The 25577-nt window shown below is 42.1% G+C and carries 24 protein-coding genes, 1 other RNA gene and 1 pseudogene; 19 read left to right on the forward strand and 7 right to left on the reverse strand.

Going from position 1 to position 25577, the window contains the following annotated elements; translation table 11 throughout:
• Window positions 1–119 precede the first annotated feature (119 nt).
• From GFC28_RS02975 to GFC28_RS03045, 16 genes and pseudogenes are all read left to right on the forward strand, one after another.
• Window positions 120–767: a TetR/AcrR family transcriptional regulator gene (locus GFC28_RS02975; RefSeq protein ID WP_044745989.1), complete on the forward strand. Its 648-nt coding sequence runs from the start codon at window positions 120–122 to the stop codon at window positions 765–767.
• A 167-nt stretch (window positions 768–934) separates the two neighbouring features.
• Window positions 935–1295, forward strand: a pseudogene (gene tnpA, locus GFC28_RS02980) (IS200/IS605 family transposase).
• Window positions 1296–1307: 12 nt separating this feature from the next.
• Window positions 1308–2417 (forward strand): RNA-guided endonuclease InsQ/TnpB family protein, encoded by a 1110-nt coding sequence (locus GFC28_RS02985; RefSeq protein WP_066329453.1) that lies wholly within the window; start codon window positions 1308–1310, stop codon window positions 2415–2417.
• Window positions 2418–2652: 235 nt separating this feature from the next.
• Window positions 2653–3795, forward strand: coding sequence for an acyl-CoA dehydrogenase (locus tag GFC28_RS02990; protein ID WP_044741650.1), 1143 nt, complete (start codon window positions 2653–2655; stop codon window positions 3793–3795).
• A gap of 54 nt (window positions 3796–3849) precedes the next feature.
• On the forward strand, window positions 3850–5502 hold the full coding sequence (locus GFC28_RS02995; RefSeq protein ID WP_257722552.1) for an AMP-binding protein: 1653 nt from the start codon (window positions 3850–3852) through the stop codon (window positions 5500–5502).
• Between the two features lie 10 nt (window positions 5503–5512).
• Entirely contained in the window at window positions 5513–6868 is a 1356-nt protein-coding gene (locus GFC28_RS03000; RefSeq protein WP_044741649.1) for an acetyl-CoA carboxylase biotin carboxylase subunit, read from the forward strand.
• A gap of 85 nt (window positions 6869–6953) precedes the next feature.
• Entirely contained in the window at window positions 6954–7166 is a 213-nt protein-coding gene (locus GFC28_RS03005) for an acetyl-CoA carboxylase biotin carboxyl carrier protein subunit (RefSeq protein ID WP_044741648.1), read from the forward strand.
• Window positions 7167–7178: 12 nt separating this feature from the next.
• Window positions 7179–8087, forward strand: coding sequence for a hydroxymethylglutaryl-CoA lyase (locus GFC28_RS03010; protein WP_044741647.1), 909 nt, complete (start codon window positions 7179–7181; stop codon window positions 8085–8087).
• A gap of 17 nt (window positions 8088–8104) precedes the next feature.
• Window positions 8105–8884 (forward strand): enoyl-CoA hydratase, encoded by a 780-nt coding sequence (locus GFC28_RS03015; RefSeq protein WP_044741646.1) that lies wholly within the window; start codon window positions 8105–8107, stop codon window positions 8882–8884.
• A 14-nt stretch (window positions 8885–8898) separates the two neighbouring features.
• Window positions 8899–10446 carry an acyl-CoA carboxylase subunit beta gene (locus GFC28_RS03020; RefSeq protein WP_044741645.1) on the forward strand — a complete coding sequence of 516 codons (1548 nt, stop codon included), beginning with the start codon at window positions 8899–8901 and terminating at the stop codon, window positions 10444–10446.
• A gap of 56 nt (window positions 10447–10502) precedes the next feature.
• Window positions 10503–10693, forward strand: a non-coding RNA gene (gene ssrS / locus GFC28_RS03025) — 6S RNA.
• Window positions 10694–10965: 272 nt separating this feature from the next.
• The gene (locus tag GFC28_RS03030) at window positions 10966–11409 is read left to right on the forward strand and encodes a MarR family winged helix-turn-helix transcriptional regulator (RefSeq protein ID WP_044741644.1); all 444 of its coding nucleotides are present in this window, start codon (window positions 10966–10968) and stop codon (window positions 11407–11409) included.
• Between the two features lie 4 nt (window positions 11410–11413).
• Window positions 11414–12052 (forward strand): HlyD family secretion protein, encoded by a 639-nt coding sequence (locus tag GFC28_RS03035; protein WP_044741643.1) that lies wholly within the window; start codon window positions 11414–11416, stop codon window positions 12050–12052.
• 145 nt (window positions 12053–12197) lie between these two features.
• Window positions 12198–13748: a DHA2 family efflux MFS transporter permease subunit gene (locus GFC28_RS03040; RefSeq protein WP_369818766.1), complete on the forward strand. Its 1551-nt coding sequence runs from the start codon at window positions 12198–12200 to the stop codon at window positions 13746–13748.
• 173 nt (window positions 13749–13921) lie between these two features.
• The gene (locus GFC28_RS18680; protein ID WP_082063415.1) at window positions 13922–14092 is read left to right on the forward strand and encodes a DUF2639 domain-containing protein; all 171 of its coding nucleotides are present in this window, start codon (window positions 13922–13924) and stop codon (window positions 14090–14092) included.
• A gap of 44 nt (window positions 14093–14136) precedes the next feature.
• Window positions 14137–14343 carry a DUF6501 family protein gene (locus GFC28_RS03045; RefSeq protein ID WP_044741641.1) on the forward strand — a complete coding sequence of 69 codons (207 nt, stop codon included), beginning with the start codon at window positions 14137–14139 and terminating at the stop codon, window positions 14341–14343.
• A gap of 213 nt (window positions 14344–14556) precedes the next feature.
• Here GFC28_RS03045 and GFC28_RS03050 read toward each other — a convergent pair whose 3' ends face one another.
• The 3 genes from GFC28_RS03050 to GFC28_RS03060 are packed head-to-tail and all read right to left on the reverse strand — an operon-like array spanning window position 14557 to window position 18310.
• Window positions 14557–15696, reverse strand: a complete 1140-nt coding sequence (locus GFC28_RS03050) for a Ger(x)C family spore germination protein (RefSeq protein ID WP_044741640.1) — start codon at window positions 15694–15696, stop codon at window positions 14557–14559.
• Window positions 15696–17222: a spore germination protein gene (locus GFC28_RS03055; protein ID WP_044741639.1), complete on the reverse strand. Its 1527-nt coding sequence runs from the start codon at window positions 17220–17222 to the stop codon at window positions 15696–15698. The genes GFC28_RS03050 and GFC28_RS03055 overlap by 1 nt, the downstream gene beginning before the upstream one ends.
• Entirely contained in the window at window positions 17222–18310 is a 1089-nt protein-coding gene (locus GFC28_RS03060) for an endospore germination permease (protein ID WP_044741638.1), read from the reverse strand. Before GFC28_RS03060 ends, GFC28_RS03055 begins: the two co-directional genes overlap by 1 nt.
• A 281-nt stretch (window positions 18311–18591) precedes the next feature.
• Here GFC28_RS03060 and GFC28_RS03065 point away from each other — a divergent pair, with 281 nt between their 5' ends.
• The 3 genes from GFC28_RS03065 (at window position 18592) to GFC28_RS03075 (ending at window position 21320) form a co-directional block, all read left to right on the forward strand.
• Complete coding sequence (locus tag GFC28_RS03065) at window positions 18592–19467, forward strand: DMT family transporter (RefSeq protein WP_044741637.1); 876 nt, start codon at window positions 18592–18594, stop codon at window positions 19465–19467.
• A gap of 26 nt (window positions 19468–19493) precedes the next feature.
• Window positions 19494–20399 carry a DMT family transporter gene (locus tag GFC28_RS03070; protein ID WP_044741636.1) on the forward strand — a complete coding sequence of 302 codons (906 nt, stop codon included), beginning with the start codon at window positions 19494–19496 and terminating at the stop codon, window positions 20397–20399.
• Window positions 20400–20714: 315 nt separating this feature from the next.
• Window positions 20715–21320: a nitrous oxide reductase accessory protein NosL gene (locus tag GFC28_RS03075; RefSeq protein ID WP_044741635.1), complete on the forward strand. Its 606-nt coding sequence runs from the start codon at window positions 20715–20717 to the stop codon at window positions 21318–21320.
• A gap of 44 nt (window positions 21321–21364) precedes the next feature.
• On the opposite strand, the gene GFC28_RS03080 is transcribed toward GFC28_RS03075, so the two are convergent.
• From GFC28_RS03080 to GFC28_RS03095, 4 genes are read right to left on the reverse strand one after another with little or no spacing between them, the layout of a single operon-like run.
• Window positions 21365–22075, reverse strand: coding sequence for an ABC transporter ATP-binding protein (locus tag GFC28_RS03080; protein ID WP_231883441.1), 711 nt, complete (start codon window positions 22073–22075; stop codon window positions 21365–21367).
• Window positions 22072–22896, reverse strand: a complete 825-nt coding sequence (locus GFC28_RS03085; RefSeq protein ID WP_044741634.1) for an ABC transporter permease — start codon at window positions 22894–22896, stop codon at window positions 22072–22074. Before GFC28_RS03085 ends, GFC28_RS03080 begins: the two co-directional genes overlap by 4 nt.
• The gene (locus tag GFC28_RS03090; RefSeq protein WP_231883440.1) at window positions 22893–23354 is read right to left on the reverse strand and encodes a nitrous oxide reductase accessory protein NosL; all 462 of its coding nucleotides are present in this window, start codon (window positions 23352–23354) and stop codon (window positions 22893–22895) included. Before GFC28_RS03090 ends, GFC28_RS03085 begins: the two co-directional genes overlap by 4 nt.
• Window positions 23351–24682, reverse strand: coding sequence for a right-handed parallel beta-helix repeat-containing protein (locus GFC28_RS03095; protein WP_044741633.1), 1332 nt, complete (start codon window positions 24680–24682; stop codon window positions 23351–23353). The genes GFC28_RS03090 and GFC28_RS03095 overlap by 4 nt, the downstream gene beginning before the upstream one ends.
• Window positions 24683–25577 lie beyond the last annotated feature (895 nt).

Here is a 25577-nt window from a genome sequence, read left to right on the forward strand (position 1 = left end):
GCTTATTATAAACAATTATTGACATCTGGGTCATTTATTACGTATTTTATAGATAGCAATTACAAAATATTTAACTTTTCTAAAAATTATGTTAATATAAACGATAAAGGAGATTTTCAATGGCAAATAAAACGTTAAAAGAAAGAATTATCGATACGGCTCTATATCTTTTTGAACAATATGGCTATCATGGAGTTACCGTCGATCGGATTGTCACAGAAATTAACGCATCAAAAGGCGGTTTTTATCATAATTTTAAATCAAAAGATGAACTTCTTTATCACATTCACGATGTGTTTATTACTTACGTGCTCAACAAGGCGCAGGCGGCCTATGAAAACTATAAAACGCCTACAGAGCGTTTATGTGCCATTATTCAATCATTTGTCAAAGTATTTCATTTATACAAGCCGCATATCACGGTGTTTTACCAAGAAAGCACTTATTTAAAACCGGAGTATTCACAAAAAATCAATGAAAAGCGTGATGAGTTTAAGCAGGTGATTTTCCGGGTCATTCGCGAAGGCATTGCCGCAGGCGAGTTTCGTCCAGAGCTTTCTGTAGAAATTACAGGCATGACGATTATTGGTATGGTGAACTGGACGTATAAATGGTATAAGCCGGAAGGACCGATGACAATCGAACAAATTGCCGACTATTTTATTGATTTTATTTTGCATGCTGTCCTTACAGAAGAAGCTAAGCAAAAATCGGAAAATATCATTTATTTCATCAAAAACAAGCAAGCTTCACTCCGATCGTTTTAACATCTTTCCGAAAGAAGTCTCCCACTTCTAAACGAAGTGAAAGTGGGAGATGAATTTCGGTTAGGCGTAGCCTAAAGTGGTCTCTTTTTTTGTGTGTTATGATATAATTAGTTTTAGAAAAATGAAAGGCCGTTGTATCAATGAAATGAGACAATAATAACCATTCAGTGTTCCTGTTGTATTATCATCTTGTTCTGGTTGTAAAATATCGCAGAAAAGTGATTGATGATCCCATATCTGACTATGCAAAAGATATGTTTGTGAGATTGGGTAAAAATTACGATATTTCCTTGGTCGAATGGAATCACGATATGGACCATGTGCATATTTTGTTCAAAGCACATCCAAATAGTGAACGATCAAAGTTCATCAATGCCTATAAAAGTGCAAGTCAAAAAGCATTTTCCGAAAGTGAAAAGAAAACGGTGGAAAGAATATTTTTGGTCAAGAAGCTTTTGCCTGCTTACAACGGGTGGTGCGCCCATTGAAGTAATAAAAAAATATATAGAAAATCAAGGTATGAAGTGATGTGGTGTCGATATGGCAAACAAAGCCTATCAGTTCCGTCTATACCCAACAAAAGAACAAGAACAACTGCTCGCCAACACTTTCGGTTGTGTCCGTTTCGTGTATAACAAAATGCTTGAAGAACGCATACAAATTTTTGAAAAGTTCAAGGACGATAAAGAATCCTTGAAACAGCAAAAATTTCCGACCCCTACCAAGTACAAAAAGGAGTTTCCTTGGCTAAAAGAAGTGGATAGCCTTGCGCTGGCAAATGCCCAATTGAATTTGCAGAAGGCGTTTCAAAACTTCTTTTCTGGCCGCGCTGGATTTCCAAAGTTCAAAAACCGCAAGGCGAAACAGTCGTACACCACAAATGTGGTGAATGGCAACATGAAGCTTTCAGATGGCTATATCAAGCTGCCCAAACTGAAATGGATCAAGCTCAAGCAACATCGGGAGATTCCTGCCCACCATATCATCAAGGCTTGTACGATCACGAAAACAAAAACAGGAAAATACTATATTTCTATTCTCACAGAGTACGAACATCAACCTGCACCAAAAGAAGTACAAACGGTTGTTGGGCTTGACTTTTCCATGAATATGCTGTATGTCGATAGCGAGGGTAAGAGAGCCAATTATCCTCGATTCTATCGCAAAGCATTGGAAAAATTAGCGAAAGAACAGCGTAAATGGTCTCGTAAAAAGGAAGGCTCTAATCGTTGGCATAAACAGCGTCTGAAAGCAGTGAAGTTGCATGAGAAAATTGCCAATCAGCGCAAGGACTTTCTGCATAAGGAATCGCACAAATTAGCGAAACGGTATGATTGCGTGGTGATTGAAGACCTCAACATGAAAGCAATGTCCCAAGCCCTCCATTTCGGTCAAAGCGTTCATGATAACGGCTGGGGCATGTTTATCACTTTCCTTCGGTACAAATTGGAAGAACAGGGGAAGAAGCTGATCAAAATCGACAAATGGTTTCCATCATCAAAAACTTGTTCGTGCTGCGGTAAAGTTAGGAAGTCTCTATCGCTTTCTGAGCGTACATTCCGCTGTGAATGTGGATTCGAGAGCGACAGGGACGTCAATGCGGCCATCAATATCAAACATGAGGGCATGAAACGATTAGCGATAGTCTAACTTGTCCTCGAACCGTGGGGCACACGGGGATCGCTCGGTCAACTTCTCATCATGAGATGGGATTACCCGAGAAGCCCCCACCTCTAAGCGAAGCGTAGGTGGTGGGAGTATGTCACAAAATGATGCTTACTGAATGTAAGTGCTGCTCGTGAAACAAACCAACTAGTCGGTCTTAAAACAATTCAAAACCGACTAGTCGGTTTTAGAATAATATGTTATAAATGGGGGAGAGAGAATGAATTTTGAACTGACAAAAGAGCAACAGATGATTAAAGAAATGGTAAGGGAGTTTGCCGAGAAGGAAATTGCACCAAACGCGGCGAAATGGGATGAAGAAGCCTATTTTTCTGTCGGAATATTCAAAAAGATGGGAGAATTAGGGCTATTGGGAATCCCGTTTCCAGAAGAATACGGCGGAGCTGGTGGCGATACGATTTCATATGCCGTCGCTGTTGAGGAAATTGGCCGTGCTTGTGGCGGGACAGGTCTTAGCTATGCTGCTGCTGTCTCACTAGGTGCAAGCCCTATTTACTATTTCGGCACAGAAGAGCAAAAGCAAAAATGGCTTGTTCCGATGGCAAGAGGAGAGGCGTTGGGAGCGTTCGGATTAACCGAACCGAATGCTGGTTCTGATGCTGGGGGAACCCGGACGAGAGCGGTGCTAGACGGAGATGAATATATCATCAATGGAGAAAAATGCTGGATTACGAATGCGGGGCATGCAAGGCAAGTGATTGTGACTGCAGTCACCGGAAAGGATGAGAGAGGAAAAAATATCATCTCTGCTATTATTGTTCCAACAGATACCCCGGGATTTACGATTCGATGCAATTACGACAAAATGGGTGTCCGTGCTTCCAATACGTGCGAGCTTGTGCTAGAAAATGTGCGTGTGCCGAAAGAGAACGTATTAGGGGATCCAGCAAAGGGCTTTAAGCAATTTTTATATACTCTCGATGGCGGCCGCATTTCGATTGCTGCTCTTGCCGTTGGAATCGCTCAAGCTGCGTTTGAGAAAGCGCTTCAATATGCGAAAGAACGCACACAATTTGGCCAATCCATTTCTAAATTTCAAGCGATTCAGTTTAAGCTTGCCGATATGGCGATGGAAATCGAATTAGCCCGCAATATGGTGTATAAAGCGGCTTGGCTAAAAGACCAAGGGAAACCGTTTACAAAAGAAGCCTCTTTTGCTAAACTGTTCGCTTCTGAAGCTGGCTTCCGCATATGTAATCAAGCCATTCAGATCCATGGCGGATACGGGTACATGAAAGAATATGGAGTCGAGCGCCATTTGCGCGATATTAAGCTTATGGAAATTGGTGAAGGCACATCTGAAATTCAGCGGCTCGTCATTGCCCGTCAGCTTGGATGTTAAAGGCAGAAAAATGGCGCGGATGAAAATTTCATTCAACCAAAGGAGGCGCATGTTATGGCGGAGATGTTAGAGGTTACAGTTGGCAAGCTATTAGAAGAAAAAGCGAACGCTTACCCAGAGCATGAGGCTGTTGTGTATGCAGATCGCGGACTTAGAATGACATACAGGCAGTTTGATGAATATTGCCGTCTTGTTGCTCGGGGATTCATGAAGCTGGGCATTGAGACAGGAGAGAATGTTGCCATTTGGGCAACGAACACTCCTGAATGGCTGGCGTGCCAGTTTGCTACAGGTAAAATGGGGGCTGTGCTTGTAACGGTCAATACGAACTACCGCACAGCTGAATTAGAATACTTATTGAAGCAATCAGATTCTACCACGCTGATTTTAATAGAACGATATCGCGATTCCTCTTACATTGACACTATTTATGAGATTGCTCCCGAACTGTACGAATGTCAGCCAGGACAGCTGAAGTCGAAACGTCTTCCGCGTCTAAAAAATGTGATTGTTCTGGGGGACCAACGTTACCCAGGCACATACACGTGGAATGATATTTTGGCGATGGCCCATGACATCACCGAAGAGGAACTTGATCAACGAATGAACGCTCTTGACCCTCACGATGTCATCAACATGCAATATACCTCAGGAACGACGGGCTTTCCAAAAGGAGTGATGCTCAGTCACTACAACATTGTCAACAATGCCTACAACATCGCTCAATGCATGAAGCTTACAAAAGAAGATCGTTTATGTATTCCTGTGCCATTTTTCCACTGCTTTGGCTGCGTGCTTGGCGTCTTAGCATGCGTCTCTGTCGGCGCTACGATCGTGCCAATTCAAGAATTCAACGCGAAACAAGTGCTTCAAACGGTTCAAGATGAAAAATGCACAGCTTTACATGGCGTGCCAACCATGTTTATTGCCGAGTTGAACGACCCTGATTTTGAAAAATACGACTTGTCTTCCTTGCGGACAGGAATTATGGCAGGATCAAACTGCCCAATCGAAGTGATGAAGGCGGTCATTGAAAAAATGGGAGTCAAGGAAATTACGATTGCTTATGGACAAACTGAGTCTTCGCCTGTCATTACTCAGACGAGAACGGATGACCCTATTCATTTGCGTGTCGAGACAGTGGGGCGTGCGCTTCCGAATGTTGAAGTCAAAATTGTCGAACCGGGCACAAACAGGGAAGTGCCACGCGGGGTGCAAGGAGAGTTATGTACAAGAGGCTATCATGTCATGAAAGGATATTATAACAATCCGGAAGCAACGAGAGAAGCGATTGATGACGAAGGATGGCTTCATACAGGTGACTTAGCAATAATGGATGAAAATGGATATTGTCGTATTACTGGAAGGTTAAAGGATATGATTATTCGCGGCGGAGAAAACATTTATCCGCGAGAAATTGAAGAATTTTTATATCGGCATCCGAAAATTCTAGATGTTCAAGTGGTTGGGGTGCCTGATGAGAAGTATGGGGAAGAAGTGATGGCGTGGATTATTTTAAAACCAGGGCAAGCTGCAACGGCTGAGGAAATTCGTGAATTTTGCCGCGGAAAAATATCGCGTCATAAAATTCCTCGTTATATTGAATTTACGGATTCATATCCGATGACAGCGTCTGGAAAAATCCAAAAATTTAAGTTGCGTGAGCAGGCTAAACAAATTCTTCGTGCCAAGACAATCAATGAATAGGAGGAGTTGCATGTTTAAAAAAGTATTAGTGGCGAACCGGGGAGAAATTGCAGCACGAGTCATTCGAACATGCCAGCGGTTAGGAATTCAGACGGTGGCGATATACTCAGAAGCAGATGCTGATTCTCTCCATGTCAAATGGGCAGACGAAGCTTATTTAATCGGAAAGCCGCGTGTCAGCGAGAGTTATTTAAATATTGAAAAAATTATTGAGGTCGCCAAAGCGACGAAAGCGGAAGCCATTCATCCAGGATATGGTCTGTTATCGGAAAATCCGGCGTTTGCGCGTCGTTGTGAAGAGGAAGGAATCGTATTTATCGGGCCGAATGCGGATGTGATTGCGAAAATGGGAAGCAAGATTGAATCGCGGAAAACGATGGCAGAGGCAGGTGTGCCGATCGTTCCAGGCATTTCGTTTCCGCTTCAAAATGTTGAAGAAGCAGTGAGCGCGGCAGCGACAATCGGTTATCCCATTATGCTAAAGGCATCTGCGGGTGGTGGCGGCATCGGCATGCAAATCGTCCATAATGAGGAGGAATTGCGCAAAGCGTTTGAAGGCAACCAAAAGCGGGCGACTTCTTTCTTTGGCGATGGGGCGATGTATTTGGAAAAGTATATTCAGAACCCTCGTCATATTGAAGTTCAGCTTCTTGCGGATCGCCACGGAAATTATGTGTATTTATGGGAGCGTGAATGTTCGATTCAGCGGCGTCATCAAAAGGTGATTGAAGAAGCTCCTTCCTTGTTTTTAGATGAGCAAACAAGAAAAAAAATGGGAGAGACAGCGATTCAAGCTGCCAAATATATCGGTTATACAAATGCAGGAACGATTGAATTTCTTGTTGACGAACAGAAAAATTTCTACTTTCTTGAAATGAATACGCGACTTCAGGTAGAGCATCCAGTAACAGAGGAAATCACCGGTTTGGATCTTGTCGAAGAGCAGCTGCGCGTCGCTGCCGGAGAAAAGCTTGGCTATAGTCAAGAGCACATCCAGCGTCGAGGGCATGCCATTGAGGTGCGGATTTACGCGGAAGATCCAAAAACCTTTTTTCCATCCCCAGGAGCCATTACGGCCTTTCAATTACCGGAAGGAGAGCATATTCGCAATGAAACAGCTGTTCAAAGCGGAATGGTTGTAACGCCGTTTTATGATCCTATGATTGCTAAATTAATTGTGAAAGGCGAAAACCGAAAGGAAGCAATTGATCGCATGTTGCAAGCGCTCGACAGCTATCAAATTGAAGGAATTAAAACAAACATTCCAATGTTAAAAGAAGTATTAACACACCCGGCATTTCAAGCGGGGCATACGACAACAGATTTTGTCAATCGTCATTTAAGCAATATTTCGATCAAAAAATAAGAGGCTCATGAAGTCTTCCACTTTTCTTCATTAAGAAAGTGGAAGACCTTCGATCATCAAGATTAGGAAATGGAGGAATAAAAAGATGAATCAAATTGTGGCAACAATGGCAGGAAATGTATGGAAAATCGTTGTTTCTGTTGGTGAAAAAATTGAGGAAGGGCAAGATGTCGTGATTTTAGAATCAATGAAAATGGAAATTCCCATTGCTGCAGAAGCAAGCGGAGTCGTTAAAGAAATTCATGTGCAAGAAGGCGATTTTGTCAATGAAGGCGACCTTTTGCTTGAATTGGAATAAGAGGTGAGGAGCGTGGGAAACTGGCCGAAACACGTAACAATTAAAGAGGTAGGGCCTCGTGATGGGCTGCAAAACGAAAAGACAGCCATTGCGACTGAAGATAAAATTGCTTGGATTAATCAGCTTTCCAAAACAGGGTTGACGTACATTGAAATCACATCATTTGTTCATCCAAAATGGATTCCGCAGCTCGCTGATGCCTTCGATGTTGCAACAGGAATTGAGAGAGTTCCTAGTGTTACATACGCTGCACTTGTTCCGAATCAAAAAGGGCTCGAAAAAGCTTTGGCGGCTCAAGTGGATGAAATCTCAGTATTTATGTCGGCAAGTGAGACACACAATCAAAGAAATATTAATAAATCCATCTCCGACACCTTTCCTGTTCTAACCGCTGTTGTTCAGGAAGCAAAGCGTGCTCAAAAAACCGTTCGCGGCTATCTTTCAACGGTTTTTGGTTGCCCTTATGAGGGGGAAGTTTCCGTTGAACAGGTAGCCGCTATATCAGAGCGGTTGTTTGAAATGGGAGTGGATGAGCTTTCGTTAGGCGATACGATCGGTGTTGCTACCCCGCGCCAAGTGGAAGCTGTACTCAACTCACTTTTAAAGAGATTTCCAAAAGAAAAACTAGCCATGCATTTTCACGATACGAGAGGAACCGCTTTAGCCAATGTACTGATTTCATTAGAAATGGGCATTACAACCTTTGATAGCTCACTCGGCGGATTGGGCGGCTGCCCATATGCTCCAGGAGCTTCCGGAAATGTCGCAACGGATGATTTATTATATATGCTTCATGGCATGGATATTGCTACAGGCATTGACGCCACGCGGCTAACGGAAGCGGCGCTATTCATTCAAAACAAAATCGGTCGAGCGCTCAGTAGCCATCAGTTACAAACCATCGATTCGTGTTTGTCTTAATGAAGGAGAGTGATTGAATGGAACCTTCTATTCTCTATGAGGCGGCGAATGGAGTGGCGGTGCTGACCTTGCATCGCCCGCAAGCAGCCAACGCTTTGTCCACTGCGATGTTAAACGAGCTGAAGCAAAAGCTTGAGCAATTAAAATTTGATCGCTCGATTCGATGTGTAATTGTAACAGGAAGTGGAAAAAAAGCATTTTGCGCTGGTGCCGACTTAAAAGAACGCGCCAGTATGACTGAAACAGAGGTGAGAAAAACGGTCGCGCTGATTCGCGATACGATCAATGAAGTTGAACAGCTTCCAGCACCGACGATTTGTGCCATGAATGGTGTTGCTTTTGGCGGTGGCCTGGAATTGGCGTTAGCCTGTGACATCCGCATTGCCTCTGATCATGTCCAGCTTGGATTAACCGAGACATCGCTTGGCATTATTCCGGGAGCCGGCGGAACTCAGCGGCTTCCGCGTTTAATTGGAAAAGGCAAAGCAAAAGAGCTCATTTTTACGGCCAAGCGGCTAACAGCGGCGGAAGCGGCCCAGCTCGGAATAGTAGAGTATGTTGTGCCTGATGAGCAGTTAATGGAAAAGGCGAATGAACTTGCCGAACAAATCATCCAAAATGCGCCGATCGCTGTTTCCCAAGCTAAAATAGCCATTAATCGAGGTCTGGAAGTCGATTTATATACAGGCTTGAAGCTGGAACAGATGGCTTATGAGATGACCATTCCAACAAAGGACCGTTTAGAAGGGCTGCAGGCCTTTAAAGAAAAACGGAAGCCTGTTTATAAAGGAGAGTAAAGGAGGAAGTGCGAGTGATCAACGAGCAAGCAAAAACGTTGACTGAGAAATTGGCGGAACAAATTGAAAAAATTGAGCAAGGTGGTGCAATAAAGTACCATCAAAAAAACGCGGAGCAAGGCAAGCTATTTGTACGGGATCGTCTAAAGCTGTTATTTGATGATGGAATGCAATTTGAGGATGCTTTATTTGCCAACTGTCTTGCTGACGGTCTGCCGGCTGACGGGGTGGTAACGGGGGTCGGCAAAATCAATGGGCAAACCGTATGTGTAATGGCCAATGATTCAACGGTAAAGGCCGGGTCTTGGGGATCACGCACCGTAGAAAAAATCATTCGCATCCAAGAAACCGCGGAAAAGCTTCGATGCCCGATGCTGTATTTAGTAGACTCTGCCGGAGCGCGCATTACCGACCAGGTGGAAATGTTTCCTGGCCGACGCGGGGCAGGGCGCATTTTTTACAATCAGGTGAAGCTGTCTGGAAAAGTGCCGCAAATCTGTTTATTATTTGGTCCATCGGCAGCCGGTGGTGCTTATATTCCTGCTTTTTGTGATATCGTCATTATGGTTGAAGGGAATGCTTCGATGTATTTAGGATCGCCGCGAATGGCCGAAATGGTCATTGGCGAAAAAGTGACGCTCGAAGAGATGGGTGGAGCGCGTATGCACTGCAGTGTTTCAGGATGCGGAGATGTACTTGTAAAAACGGAAGAAGAAGCGATCCAATTTGCACGCAAGTACTTATCTTATTTTCCGGCCAACTTCGCTGAAAAACCACCGGTTGTCGAAGCAAAGCCAGCGAAGAGCTTTGAAAAAAACATCGAGGATATTTTGCCGTTGAATCAAAATGCGCCGTTTAATATGTATGATTTGATTGAGCGTTTTGTGGATGAAGACTCTTTTTGCGAAATCAAAAAGCTGTTTGCACCTGAATTGATTACAGGACTTGCTCGCTTGAATGGACAGCCAATCGGCATCCTCGCTAACCAGCCGCGCGTCAAGGGCGGTGTCTTGTTCCATGATTCGGCTGATAAAGCAGCCAAATTTATTACTTTATGTGATGCCTTCAATATTCCGCTTTTATTTTTAGCCGATATTCCAGGATTTATGATCGGCACAAAAGTGGAAAGAGCAGGAATTATCCGACATGGAGCGAAAATGATTTCAGCGATGTCAGAAGCAACGGTTCCAAAAATTTCTGTTATTGTGCGGAAAGCGTATGGGGCCGGTCTTTATGCGATGGCTGGTCCAGCCTTTGAACCGGATTGCTGCTTAGCATTTCCTAATGCGCAAATTGCCGTGATGGGGCCGGAAGCAGCCGTTAATGCGGTATATGCCAATAAAATTGCTGAGCTTCCTAAAGAAGAACAAGCGGCCTTTATTGAACAAAAACGGGAGGAATATCGCCGCGATATTGATATTTATCGCTTAGCGTCAGAGATGGTCATCGATGGCATTATCGCACCAAATCAGCTGCGGGAAGAATTGACTCGCCGCTTTGATGCCTATATGTCGAAATACATCGTCTTTTCGGAAAGAAAGCATGGAGTGTATCCGGTGTAATAAAAAATCGGGAATTGATACTTGCAAGGTAGCAAAAGATTATGTATGATAATAATCACCTGCTGCGTTGTACGTGACAGAATGAAGTTTCAACCGATGACTGTAAAGAGGGAGTTCTATATCGAAACGGGAATGTCATGCCTCGATAATCGGATGCGGAGGACGACAAGAACGTTTCTGCGAACACCCACCTAGTGGAGTGTGGTTGAGAAACTCCATTCAGAAAACGGCAAATCGCGGCATCTTTATTCGATCATACAAAAGCCGATCTCTTTCAGAGGTCGGCTTTTTGTTATATTGATATAGATAAATTTTTATCTTTTTTGATAAAATTTTTATTTGTCTGAATGAGATCTTATTACGATAACAGTAGTTTTGCTTGTTTGATAAAGGACATACTAATCTCTGAAATGATAAAGGCAAGATAGTTGATTTTTAATAAAAATATGCTATAATCAATTTTCGTATGAGAATAATTCGTATTGAAATTATTTAAATTGAAATGAAAGGAGGGAACCAATGAATCCATTAGGGCGTGACTTGATGTATTCTGTTTTTCGGATTCAAAAAGCGTTATATCGCCTAGTTCGCGAGGATGCCACGCGAGTGGGGATCACAGAACTGCAGCTCATTATTCTTTACACGCTGTTTAAACAAGAGAACGTCCGTTTAAATGATCTGGCGGAGAAGTTAAATATGAGCAATAGTACGGTCAGCGGGACAGTGGACCGATTAGTCAGTGCGGATTTGGTAATGCGCGAAACATCTAAAGAAGACAGACGCGCTGTAACCCTATACTTAACCGATAAAGGCCGAAAAAAGCTTAAAGAAGCGTTCAATGACGAGGAGTCGGTCCTGTTTCGACAGTTAAAACGCTTGACAGATGTAATCAGTAAGGAAGAGTTAGAACATCTCATATCGCTTCATGGCACTATTCGAGACATTTTGCTAGGGGAGGAATAAACGAGTGAATACAAGACGTCTCATTACATTGAATATCATTGTTCTTATTTTACTTGTAGCCGGCGGCTTTGCGGCTTATTATTATGTAAACGAAGCGACGAACTATATTAAAACAGATAACGCTCACGTTGACGGGCAGCAAATTGTGATTGCGTCTCCCGTTTCAGGAAAGCTGACAAATTGGTCTGCCGATATCGGAAAAAACTTTCGCAAAGATGATAAGGTTGGGGAAGTATCCGACGGAGAGCATACAATCTCTGTGACAGCGCCGCAAAATGTTACGATTGTTCAGCAAAGTGCTGTAGCGAATTCTTTTGTGGCTGCCGGGACAGCGTTGGCACGGGGATATGATTTAGATGACTTATGGGTTACTGCGAACATCAATGAAACCGATATAGAGGATGTAAAGGTTGGTCAAGACGTTGATATTTACGTTGATGCTTATCCAGATCGGAAATTTACAGGAACGGTTCAAAAGCTTGGCTATGCGACAGCAAACACATTCAGCTTGCTTCCAAGCTCCAATAATACAGGAAACTATACAAAAGTGACACAAGTTGTCCCTGTTACGATTTCCATTGATAACTACAGCGGAGCGGGACTAGTGCCGGGCATGAATGTCACCGTTCGCATTCATAAGTAGGTGATCAAGCATGTCTAGCTTTTTCATAGCCTATATTGTTTTTTCTGTTTTCGTACTAGCTGCATTGAACTATGCAATAAAGAGAAAACGGAACGTCGCTACCCGTGTAGTTAGCGATGAAACGGACGTTGCTGTAGCTCCGGCGATGGGGGCAGAAGAACAGCAGCAGCCTCCTTCTGCTTCAGCTCATCAAGAAGAGTTAGGCAGCCGCGGGAAAGTAGTCGTCACCATCATGCTTGGCGCCTTCGTTGCCATTTTAAATCAAACATTAATCAATGTGGCATTGCCGCACATGATGAATGATTTTAATGTAGAAACATCGACAATCCAATGGCTTGTTACCGGATATATGCTAGTTAACGGCGTCCTGATTCCGATCAGCCCATTTCTAATCGCGAAATTTCCAACCAAAAAGCTGTTTCTCTCAGGAATGGCCTTTTTTGCGCTTGGCGCCTTCGTTTGCTCCTTGGCGCCTTCCTTTGGCGTGATTTTAACTGGACGCTTAATTCAAGCGGTTGGCGCTGGAATCATTATGCAGCTCATGATGGTCATTATGCTGAATATTTTCCCTCCTGAAAAACGGGGAATGGCAATGGGAACCGTGGGAATTGCAATGATGTTTGCCCCAGCGGTCGGCCCGACGTTATCAGGATGGATTGTCGAGCATTATTCATGGCGTCTGTTGTTCGATATTGTTCTGCCAATTGCTATAGTGGATATTATTTTAGCGTTTATGTGGCTGAAAAATACGCCGAAAACAGCCAATCCAACGTTGGATGTTCGAGGAGCTATTTATTCCACTCTCGGCTTTGGGGGAGTGCTGTACGGTTTTAGTGAAGCAGGAAGCAATGGCTGGGGGAATACAGAGGTAGCCGTTTCCATTGTCATTGGTGCTATCTTCTTGGTTCTGTTTATATGGCGCTGCTTTACAGTGGAGCATCCTATTTTGAATTTACGGGTATTTAAATATAATATTTTCACCTTAACAACTGTCATTGGCTGTGTCATTAATATGGCTTTATTTGCCGCAATGGTGCTGCTTCCGGTTTATTTGCAAAATCTTCGCGGTTTTACTCCGTTGGACTCCGGTTTGCTTTTACTGCCGGGAGCCATTGTCATGGCGATTATGTCGCCGATTTCCGGAGCCATCTTTGACCGAATTGGCGCTAGATGGCTAGCCATTGTTGGGCTTGTTATTACAGTTGTTACAACATGGGAATTTAGCCGATTGACGATGGACACACCCTATTCGCATATTTTATGGCTGTACATTTTCCGGATGTTTGGCATGTCCATGCTATCGATGCCAATTATGACGGCAGGATTGAATGTGCTGCCGCGTCATTTGTATAGCCATGGAACGGCAACAGCGAATACGCTGCGCCAAGTTGCTTCTTCCTTGGGAACTGCTTTTCTTGTGACGGTTATGTCGAATCGCTCCAAGTTTCACGCTGAAAGCTATCGAAATGAAATGACACTGAATAATCCGACGATAGCAGACCTAGTTGCTCAATTGAAGCATTTAATCCCAAGTGATGAAGCCGTCACTCAACTGTTGTACGGAATGGTGCAGCAACGTTCAGCTGTTGAAGGAATTAACGATGCATTCATAGTAGCAACAGGACTTGCTTTTTTAGCGTTGATTTTATCATTTTTCTTAAAAGGGAAAAACAAAGATCGCGCCTCATCGGTTTAACAAAAAGGGGAGTGCAGCCGATCTTTGCTTCGGAAAACCACTTCTGTTGCCTTGCTGTAAACAACAAAAAATGCGGAGAAGCTGTTTACGCTTCTCCGCATTTTTTGTTCTATCATATGTGCGGTGAACATATAGTATAGGAAAAGTTGCGGAAAAAGAAAGGAGAAGTTTTTATGGCCCATTTTGGTTCAAAAGGCTGGCTTGTTCAACAATTAAAGGATATCGGCATTCGCCGCCACCCGATCGGACAGAAGAAGGTAGAAGCGTACAAGGCTTCCGTTTTATATGGTCTGTATCAAAAATATGCTGCCAAACGTGTTGATCCACAAGAAAAAAATGCTTAAAATAGAACTAACAATGACCCTATAATAAAGGAGAGCAATACGAAATGATTCATCAGACATGGCTAAATCGCCCAACGATCAAAAAAGTAACATGTGTACATACAAATGCAGAAAAGTATGTTGTGAATCGTGTGTTAACTGAGGGAAAGACGTATGACGTAAAAAATGAAACGGAAGAATTTTACTTTATTGTTGATAACACAGGCCGAGTAGGAGGATTTTATAAAGATTATTTTAAAGAGGCGAATTAATCGCCTCTTTATTTATTAGCAAAATATATCTCATGTTGAGCTTGATGGGAACGACCTGTATAAACGCATTTCACAGATGGAATGAATGATTCTAAAGAGCAGTGGCCAGAAACAAGAACATCTGTTTGTTTTTGCCGTCATTCATGCGGCAAAGGCGGCCCATTGTTTAAGAGATGTTCAAGAGGAAGAGGGATTCAAAAATGCTATTTCAGGCTATTTGGTAAACTTCCGTTCTCCTGATGTACTGATGGATAGCTTGACTTTAACATCTTTTAATGTATCTTTCTTTAACGGCAAGGCTTTATCTACCGTTATTCTTTTCCAGGCAGCAGGGTTTTCCCGATACAATACCTCGGATAAATTTAACATATCAATATCATATTTTCGTCCTAACTCATATAGATCTTTGATCTCTTTTTCAATCGTTTTTTGAGCAAGGTCAATCAGCTCTTTTTCGGTTAATGGCTGTGATACCTCGATAATGCTTCCTTGTATTTTGAGTTCAACAGTAAATTCCGGTGTGCCTTTGTTCATTTTGTAAGAGATTTTTGATTTTGGCCCAAGTACGACAACAGAGGCAACGACTCTTTTGCCTTTTTTAATATAAATTGGTGTTCGGGAGATTTTTTCTTCTACCCAGCGGATTCCCATAATTTTAGAACGGTTAAAGCATTTTTGCACCTCGTGCTGGCGCATAAAGCAGATGCCGGATAAGGTAAGCATCGGCTTTTTTTGATGATTTTCTTCCCATGTTTTCTCCGAAATTCCCAAATAAGGAACTCTTGCGGTTTTTCCTGGTTCGTTCAGATCGGATTCGAAACGGTTTAAACGAATGGGCCGGATAAAAGAGCTTTGCTGGAAAATATCCTCTGGGTTGCCGAGCAAGGAGAAATAAACAGATGTTTGCAATAATGGAACGGTAGCAAAAAGCTTGTCTAACGGTTCTTTTGTTGCATACACCCATAATGTATGGCGAATTTCATTATATCGATCAATCAAATCTAAAACATCCTTAACAGGTTTTGCCTTTAAAGCACGCTCCGTAAAGACAATTCCTTTGATTTGTCCCCATGATACCATTTGTTGAATGGAAGGATAAATATTATCCGTAACAATATTAAAGGTTTCTCCTGTTGCTTTTCCTACTGCTGTGTCTACTCTTTGCTGTCCGCCGCCAGCATTCGTTTTAGCGAGCCCGGTAAAATTGATGAATTGCACATAGACGATAAATTTATGGTCTTTATAATCCACTCCCATCGCATGCACATAGACAACGTGGTCAATGTCCTTTGTTCCCCAGCATCCGGTTAATAATGTAAGAGAAAGCAGCAAGGGGATGGCACGTTTTAGCATTAGTTGTTCTCCCCTTTTGATGTATTATCCTTTGGATACACTACTTCCGCTCTATTTCTAAATCTTTTCCAAACAATGGTAGTCAATACTTTTAAAATATCGCGTGTAGGAGGCGAGAGCGGTGTTAAATAAGGGATTCCAAATGTTGTAATATTGGCTACATAGGTTAATAACAAAAAGAGAGAAACGATAAATCCGAATAAGCCGAAGAACGCCGAAAAAACAAGAACGATAAACCGCAACAACGTGACGACACCGGATAAGTTTTGGTTGACAAGCGTAAATGTAGCGACGACGGAAATCGCTGTTACGACAAGTGTAGGGGGAGCGGCCAGTCCAGCATCGATAGCCGCTTGCCCGATAATGAGCCCGCCAACGACAGATAAGGTTTGCCCGATCGCAATCGGCAGCCGCATCCCGGCTTCCTTAAAAATTTCGAACAACCCAAGCATGAGAAACATTTCCAATGTAACTGGAAGAGGAACGCCCTGTCGGGAAAGAACGACTGTAGCAAGCATGGTAAACGGCAGCTCATAAGGATGGAATGCCGTTAAGCAAACCCAAAATCCCGGCAGATAAATCGCTAAAGAAATCCCTAGCAGCCGTAATATCCGTTGGAAAAAAACAAAGATAAAAGCGGTATTGTTATCCTCTGATGTATTTAATAAAAAGGTTAAATTCGCCGGACCGATCGCTGCTGTGGGCGCACCGTCGACAAGGAGGACAAAGCGTCCGTTTAATAAACAGCTGACAGCAAAATCGGCTCTGCCGGTGTAACTGAATGTCGGAAATAAAGAAAAGCGGCGATCCCCAAGTAGTTCTTCAAGCTGATTCGTGCCTGTCATAATATCAATATTGAGATTCAATATTCGTCTTCTTGCTTCATCAATGATTTGCGTATTGGCGATATCTTTAATATATAATAACCCCACTTTTGTTTGGCTTCTTGTCCCGACAATAAACAATTCATAAGATAATTGATGGGATTTGACGCGTTTGCGGATCAGCGCGACGTTTTTAGAAATTTCTTCGATAAATCCATCCTTTGCCCCTCTGATCGATACTTCTGTATTCGGTTCTTCCGGGTTTCGGTTGGGCGGATTGGCCAGGGTTAACGAATATAGAACGTCCGCTTCTTGAAAATATACGAGCAAATCACCGTTAAATAAAATATAGTTCATATCATCAATCGTTACTTCTTTTCCAAGAAGCTCCATAGGCATCAATTTGTTAGCCTCGATTTCCTCTACCGTTTGACAAGGATAGTCGCGGCACATTTCACGAAACATGGGAAAAATCACTTGCCTAAGCTGCCGTGTATCGCATAATTCTTCACAATACACAAAGACAAGCGTCAGCGATCCGCTGCTGCTTTTGGCTGGTTGAATTTTAGATGTCAGAATGGCCACATCTTTACAGTTAGAGTAAAAATAGCGAAGCGATTCTTCGGTAACCAACATTGTTTCTTTACCGCTATGATCATTATTCTTTTGCTTGGATTGTGCGGCTCGTAACGGAATTTGCATTATGATCCTCTCCTTGTTTTTATGTATGAAATGAATGCTAATATCCCGAGCAAGCCCGATAGGCTTAACATAAAATATAAAGAGAATGGTAAAATAAAGTCATTTAATACATATAAAAATTGTGGATCACTTACAGGAAGAAGTGAAAGAGCACAAATGACAACATAGACAAAAATCAAAATCCAGCGCCGTGTTTGTTTGTTCGATACCGCGAACAACTCAGGGATTAACGCTGTGGCAAATGAAATGCGAATAAATGCACCTGAGAGCCATTGATAAATGGAAAGGAAATCAATATGTTCAATATAGGTTCCTAAGTTCACTAACCGCCATTGCTCAAAGGCGGGATAACGCAACAATCTTGCGGTTCTTGGACCAAACTCAATGATGGCGCCGATTGTCGGGCCGATGCTTAAGCTGGCTGCGAAAATGCCAATAAAAATAAGTCCAAGAAACGGAAATTTTGGCTGCAAACGGTGCTGCATAAACAAGATCATGATAATTTCCGCATAGCCTGCCCCTGTATAAATCATTCCCTTTAATACCGGATCCCATCCGTTTTCCATAATGGGCTTTAGCAAGGAATAGTCTTTGTGCGGTACCGTAGAAAGCATGACTAAAATTCCAAAAATCACGACGAATGGCAAAACAATGCCGGATGTTTTCGCGATGGAATCAATGCCTAGATAGGCGTTGTAAAAGCAAAGTCCTACTAATAAAAGGATAATGATCCAGCTTGGTGTTGAAGTTAAATACGTTGTTGTTGTGAATGTAACCGTGTCTTTTAACGTGACATAACTGATGATGACTAATAATAACGTGCCAGAAAATGACACAATATATGCGATCACGCTAGAGAATTCGTTTTTAAGCCAGATGAATAAATTGATTTGTTTTGACTGTTTCATAATGAAATACAAGAGGACCATCCATACAGGCAACAGTCCAAGTGTTAAGATGGCTGAAATCCACGCATCGCGATGAGCGGCATCCAGTAAAAGTGGGATAACGATCACGTGGTCCATCAATCCGACGGATAACAGAAAAATAAATAACACCTGTACGATGCTTAACGGATAATGGTTCACAATCGGCCACCTTCTTTCGGAAATCAGAGAATTTAGGATACTAGTTTTTCCCGGTAAAGGAGAATATATTCTTTGCGAAAAATAGGTGTGGAAAAGAAAGAAAAATTTGATACAATGAAACAAAATATAAATTTGGCAGAGGAGGAAGAGGAATGAAAAGAACATTGTTTGAAAACGATCAGCCAGCCGCTTGCTTCTAAGACGGGGCAAGCTGGCGTATAGGTATGCTCCGTCTTGCGTGCAGAGAATGATCTTTAACGAAAGACGGAGGTTGATAAACGATGAAAAAAACATTGATGGGGGCTTTGTATTTATCGGTTGCATCAAGCATTTGGGGAGGAATGTATGTCGTCAGTAAATATGTGCTCGACTATGTTCCGCCGTTTACACTGATGTGGTTGCGCTATGTGATCGCTTTTACCGTTTTGTTTGGCGTTTTACAGCTGCAAAAAAAGCGAGTTTCTGTGAAAGCAAATGATTGGAAGTGGATTGGCTGGATCGGCGTCATCGGCTATTTTATTTCTATCTCCCTGCAATTTATTGGAACAAAACTGTCGGATGCGCATACGGGAGCGCTCATTACATCCGCTACCCCGGCTTTTATTGTTTTATTTGCTCGCTGGCTGCTGCATGAAGCGATCACTGTAAGAAAAATCGCAGCTCTTGTGTTAGCGACAGCTGGGGTCATTGTTGTCATTGGTCTAAGCGGTGGAAAAGAATCATCGCTTTGGGGCAGTGTGATATTGGTCGGAGCCGCGCTTACTTGGGCGCTGCTGTCAGTGTTAGTAAAGATCGCTTCCGCTCGGCTTTCAACGTTAGTTATCACAACTTACGCGATTTTTGTGGCACTTATTTGCACCACTCCAATGATGGTATGGGAGCTTGTCAGACAATCTGTTTTTTTGCTTCATCCGCCTATCGTTTTTGGTGTTCTGTATCTTGGTGTGGTGTCTACAGCAGGAGCCTTTTTCCTTTGGAATAAGGGAATGGAAATGATGGATGCGGGAGTCGGTTCCTTATTTTTCTTTTTCCAGCCGCTTGTCGGTTCCCTATTTGGCTGGTTATTTTTACATGAACGGCTGAGTGGAGCATTTTGGTATGGTGGTGCTTTGATCATTGCCGGAGTAGTGATTGCTGTGCTCGACGAAAAGAAGTAGTTCTGGGCGACATAGGGAGGAGAGAAATGGTGTCGAGTCGTGCCAAAGGATTAGTAATGGTTATATCAGGTGCGGCGCTTTGGGGATTGTCTGGAACGGCGGCGCAAGTATTGTTTCAAGAAAAGCAAGTAACGGCGGAATGGCTTGTTGCGGTAAGGATGCTGCTGTCAGGGATCGCTTTGCTTGCTATAAGTGCATATAAAAAGTTGCATCCTTTGTCGATTTGGAAAGAAAGAAGCAGCGCCAAGCCATTATTATGGTTTGGACTAGTCGGAATGCTTGGCGTGCAGTATACGTATTTTGCTTCGATTGCTACAGGTAATGCCGCTACCGCGACATTGTTGCAATATTTGGCGCCGATTTATATTGTGCTATATTCCATCATAAAAGAACGACAAAAGCCGTCTAAAACAACGGGCGCAGCCATTTTGCTTGCAATTGCTGGCACATTTTTGCTAATGACGAATGGAGCGGCCAATGAGCTAACCGTCTCATTGGTTTCCGTGATTTGGGGAGTGCTTTCTGGCATGGCCCTAGCATTTTATACATTGTCATCTGCGCAGCTATTGAAAAAATGGAATTCGCTGATCGTCGTGGGCTGGGGCATGATGATTGGCGGAGCGGCGATGTGCCTTATTCTTCCGTCTATTTTTTCGACGAATATCATTTTTGGAGTGGATACATGGCTTTTAATTCTATTTGTTGTTGTTTTTGGTACATTGCTTGCTTTTTTGCTATTTGTGGAAAGCATTCGTCATTTATCACCTACAGAATCAAGCTTGTTATCAAGCGTAGAGCCGCTGTCTGCTGTGGCAGCCTCGTTTGTATTTTTGCATGTTTCTTTTGGAGAATGGCAAATGGTAGGAGCGTTATGCATTATTGGCACGGTAGGGATGCTTTCAGTTAAAAGGATGCAAAAAAGCATCTCATAGCATCTGTGTGCTTAAGATGGAAACAAGAGCAATGAAGCCGCGCGCATGTATTCGGCTGCTTCGTATAACTGTGTATATGAAGAAAGATGAAGCATAGGGAGTTTGGTTGCTCCCTATGTTTCTTTTTTTATTCAAGATGTTTTCACAGTTTCGACATAAACATTCGCTAAAATGCAACTGTGATAGGAAGGGGGTACGGGTCGACTGACGTTTTTTTGTTTGAAAGCGAAGAGAAAAAGTAAAGGAGTGATGGTGCATCACAGCTCCATGTACATGGAAATAGGAACGAATGATGAAAGAAGGGGGAAAGAGCAGATGAAAAAATGGCTGCAAAAGGCATTAGTAAGCACTACAAGTTTATGGCTATTGGCTGGGTGTGTTGAGAAAGAAGCTACACCATCTACCAATCAGCAGAAGTCACAGTCACAGGCCGATGTTCAACATGTGCAAAATAGTGAAGAGCCGCAGGAAGGGACTACATGCGCATTTTGCAACATGAAGGTGTATTCGAAAAATGAGGAGCTTGGCAAATTTACAGCAAAGCTAATCAAAGCAAATGGTCAAGTGGTCTTCTTTGACGATATTGGATGTATGCTTAATTATGAGCGCGATATGAAAGAAGAAGGGGCCAAAAAATATGTAAGAGACTATCAAACGTACGACTGGATTGAAATGGATCAAGCTATAGTGGTGAAAGCAGATATCCAAACGCCGATGAAATATGGATTTGCTCTGTTCAAGGATAAAGAAGAAGCAGAAGAGTATGTGCAGAAGCATCCAGATGTTCATGCGATGCTCTCTGATTGGGATGCTGTAGATGAAGTAGCGTTGAAAAAATACAATATGAAAAAAATGAATCAAGGTGACATGAACGATATGAATGGAGAGATGAATCATAGCCAGCATATGAACGGGCAATGAATCATAAAAATGAGGGTGTCCCATCATTTTTGGGACACCCTCCGCTATGATGGCTGATAATGACGAAAGAAAGCTTCTTCTAGTGATGGATAGCTTTGTTGGATGCGCGCCACAGAGTCGCATAGCAGCAGAGTTCCGCGGTGAATAAAAGCTACTTGGTCTGCGAGTTCTTCTACAAGCGATAAGACATGAGTGGAAAATAAAATGGTAGTCCCTTTTTGTTTTTCTTCTATCATCATCTCTTTAAACCGATAAATCCAATAAGGATCGAGTCCGTTTGTTGGTTCGTCTAAAATTAAAATTGGCGATTCCGGAAGCAGCGCTTGTGCTAAGGAGAGCCGCTGCTGCATTCCCTTAGAGTAATAAGCAATTTTTTTATGTCGTTCTTCATATAATCCTACTGCTTTTAGTATTTCGTTGACTCTTTCTTGTGAAATGTCCCGCAATTGCGCAAAAAAGGACAATGTCTCATATCCGGTTAACATACCTGGGAAGAGGAGGTGATCAGGCATAAAGGAAAATAATTTTTTGTAATTCTGATTGGCACCAACGCGTTGACCGTTAAATAAAATTTCTCCAGATGAAGGTTTTAGCATGCCGATCAGCATTTTGATGATCGTACTTTTACCTGTACCGTTCTCACCACAAAGGGCAAAACATTCACCTTTTGACACTGTAAAAGAAATGTCCGTGATATGATGAGAGCGAAAAATCTTTGTCAGCTTGTTGACATGAATAATAGACTGTTTATTCATAAGCGATTCCTTCTTTTTATCCATTGATTTGTAATGAAAAGAGGGAGTATGGTCCAAAGAATGACGGACGCGATAAAAGTGACTTGGCCGTATACGTGTTCTGCCCATATCGTAAAGTTATAGATGCTTGGGCCTAACACCGTTCCGCTTTTTAATGAAATAATACTCCACACCCGAACAAGTTCCACAGGATTTAAAAATACAGACAGGCTCAAAATAGGAAGAACCCAATTTGTTTGAGCGATAGAAGAAATGAGCGCCATAACAATAAATTCATAAAATAAAACATAGAAGGCCCATACAAGCAAGCTTATTCCTAACGCATGGAAGCGGTTAGGAGAGAAAAAGCCAATCAGCAACGCGATAGATAAAAACATCAACATCAATAACAAACTAAAGAGAAAAAAGAAAAACAGTGATCCTGACAGCTGCTGAAATAGGAGAAGCAAGAATAATCCGACAAGACCGTATGAAAAAGATAGTGCTGCTGATAAAGCTAAAGAGAGACCGATATATTTGCCGATAAGAATCGAAACAGGAGATATAGGTGCTGTAAATAACAGTAGTAAGTACCCGTCTTCTTGCTCGCCAGCAACAAACATCGTTCCCATAAGCAAAGTTAGCAGGGGAACAAGGAAAAGAGACAAATTAAGCAAGCTTGCCGTTACCCGGCTAAAGCCTGAAAATCCGCTGACACTGCTCGTCATTCCGGTATAGACCGTAATGACAGCGACGGCTGTAAACAAAAGGCTGAAGCTGAGCAGCCATTTGCTTCGTGTAATCATCTTGAGTTCTCGTTTAGCAATAATCCACCCATTCATTGGACAAATCCCCACTTATGTTGCTGAAGCTCTTTAAAACTCAGCAACGTTCCTTGTTTTTGTTCAGAGATGAAAGCTTCGGCTCGTTTTTTTGTGGAAAAACTGACAACACCGTATGACATAGGAGTCGGAAAATTCGGGATATACACATAAAAAGCATTTTCCCAACGAATCCATTTTCCCGACTGAACATCACGTACATACGTGGTAGCTATATTTGTTGCTTCAACGGATTTTTTTTGAATAAACTCTACCATACAGCCGATATCGTCAAATTTATACACCTCTCCGTTTTTTAACAAGAGTTCGGTGGCGTAATTTTTAGCTGCGATATTCATATGACAAACCTCACAAGCATCAATATCCGAATTAATCGGTTGGGGCTTGTAGCTTTCTTCACGTCCGCATGCTGCAAGAGCAATGGAAGATGCGCAAAAGAGTATGAACCATTTTTTCACTGGCTGATTCTCCTTCCTCTATAGATTACGTACACACTAATAGCGGTTAAAGCGACGCTTACTACTCCCCATAATCCAATAGGGTGATCGGTTTTATTCATTTGCGTAGTAGAATGCAGTGGCTGAACAAAGGGAAACGGATCGACAGTACTAGTTTGAAGCGGGGCGGTGATTCCCACTGTATTCCACAGCTTGATAGCTGGACTTTCAAAGAAAAAAGACCAATAAGAATTTTTATAAATCCGATTTGACTGATAGGGTGTTTCACCAATCCCATCGCCATTAAGATCAAAGGAATTATAATCATCCCAATAGTTCCCTGTTTTGGAGTTGTTCAACGATAACGATCCTTGATTAGCATCTATTTGCAATAAATTCCCAATCAAGTCATTAGAATAAAATACAGAATGGCGATTATCCGCGTTTACTTCTAAGCCGATGTAATTATTGGCGATGATATTATTTCTTGCTGTTATATAGTCTGCTTGTTCAAAAGCGATACCAGTATGATTACGAACCCATTGATTATCTTCCAAAACAACATGCGCAGATTCATAAAGGAATGCGCCATATCCACGATAATCAAGATGATTGGTGACAATGTTCTGTCTGATTTGTAAGTTTTTACTGTCCATAATCATCAATCCTGTTATATTGTTTTGCAGAGAATTTTGATCAATGTTCCCTATATTGGAAAACATGAAATGAACCGCATAACGTGAGCGAGTAATGGTATTGTTTCGAATGCGAATATGGCTGACACGCTCTGTGTATACGCCGTCTTGAACGCCAGTAATCTGATTGTGCTCCACAACGATATTATTTGTATTTTCAAGATCAATACCGTTTCCACGCTTTGCCAAAGAAACAGGGGAACTGCTTACTTGGTTATAGCGGACAATATGGTTGCTCCCATGAGAAATCTTGATTCCATTTTTCACATGATGAATGATGTTTTGCTCAATGACACTCTGATAACTATTTATGAATTGAATAGCGGCATCCTCTTCTTGGGAACCACTGTATCGAAGCTCCATATTTCGAATGGTGACACCAGACGACTTAACGGTGATAATGCTTCCTTTCATATTGCCGTCAATGATGGTTCCTTTTTCCCCAACTAAAGAAATTGGCTTAGTAATATAAAGATGTTCTTGATATATGCCTTTTTGCACAAAAATGGTCGCTCCGTTTTCTGCTTGATTGATTACGTGTTGAATGGACATGCCAGGTTTGACTGAATAAGACGCCGCGTAGACCTCTTGATTAGATCCGCATAGCCAAACGATAAAGACGAAGAGAAAAAGAAAATACGTACGCATAGCCATAGGTTTCCATCCTTTTTATGTATGCTGATTCAATCAATATAATACTAGAAAAATGTGTGCAATTTGTGAAGAAAGATTAGCGAATTGTGGAAGGAGAGAGCAAAGGGCATGATCTAAAGAAGGAAGAAATAGCTTGACTGCCTTTTCTAGGATGTATAGCGAAATGTTTTGACAGCTGAGGGAGAGGAATAAATGATGAGATCATATTATCATCAACGAAAGCCAAAAGAAATGAAAGCGGTGATTGGCTTGGATTTTCCTATGAACACGTGGTATGTCGATAGCGGGGGAAAGAGAGTCCATTCCCTCAATTCTTAGCGAAGCGTAGGGGGAGGAGTATGTCACTCAAACATTATTGACTAAGAAGGTTTTATCAATTATATTTAACACCATTCATCGAGAAGTCTTCCACCTCTAAACGAAGGGAAGGTGAGAGAGATTGTAACAAGGTATTATTTTCCCCGCTACCGTTTGGCAAGGATGAGCTATCTTTTTATTGCTTTATATCTTCTGTAAAATTCGATATAGCTTAGCTTTTTGCCTTGTTTGAAGTAAAATTTATGGCACATTAATCTAGGGGAGAATTGCGTCATATCCCGGCATAAATGTAGAGTACAGATACACTTCCTTTTCATAATTATTTTCCTCTTTATTTCTTTCTCCTTTAAACGATCTTCTAACAGGGAGGCTACTCCATATTAGTAGTATCTTGTTGGAATTCTCTAAAATTCATAGTCATGAATAAGAGTCTAAATAACCCTTGAAGGATCCTCTGAACATTTTTTATGATGGTCCCATTCGTAATAAACATCTTTGTTTTTAACCAAGTCAATTATGTGCTGCTGTTTCATAAATTGTCCTTTGATGTTTTGATTATCTGACTTTTTTCGCTAAA

The sequence above is a fragment of the Anoxybacillus sp. B2M1 genome, from assembly GCF_001634265.1.
Classification (GTDB): Bacteria; Bacillota; Bacilli; order Bacillales; family Anoxybacillaceae; genus Anoxybacteroides; species Anoxybacteroides rupiense.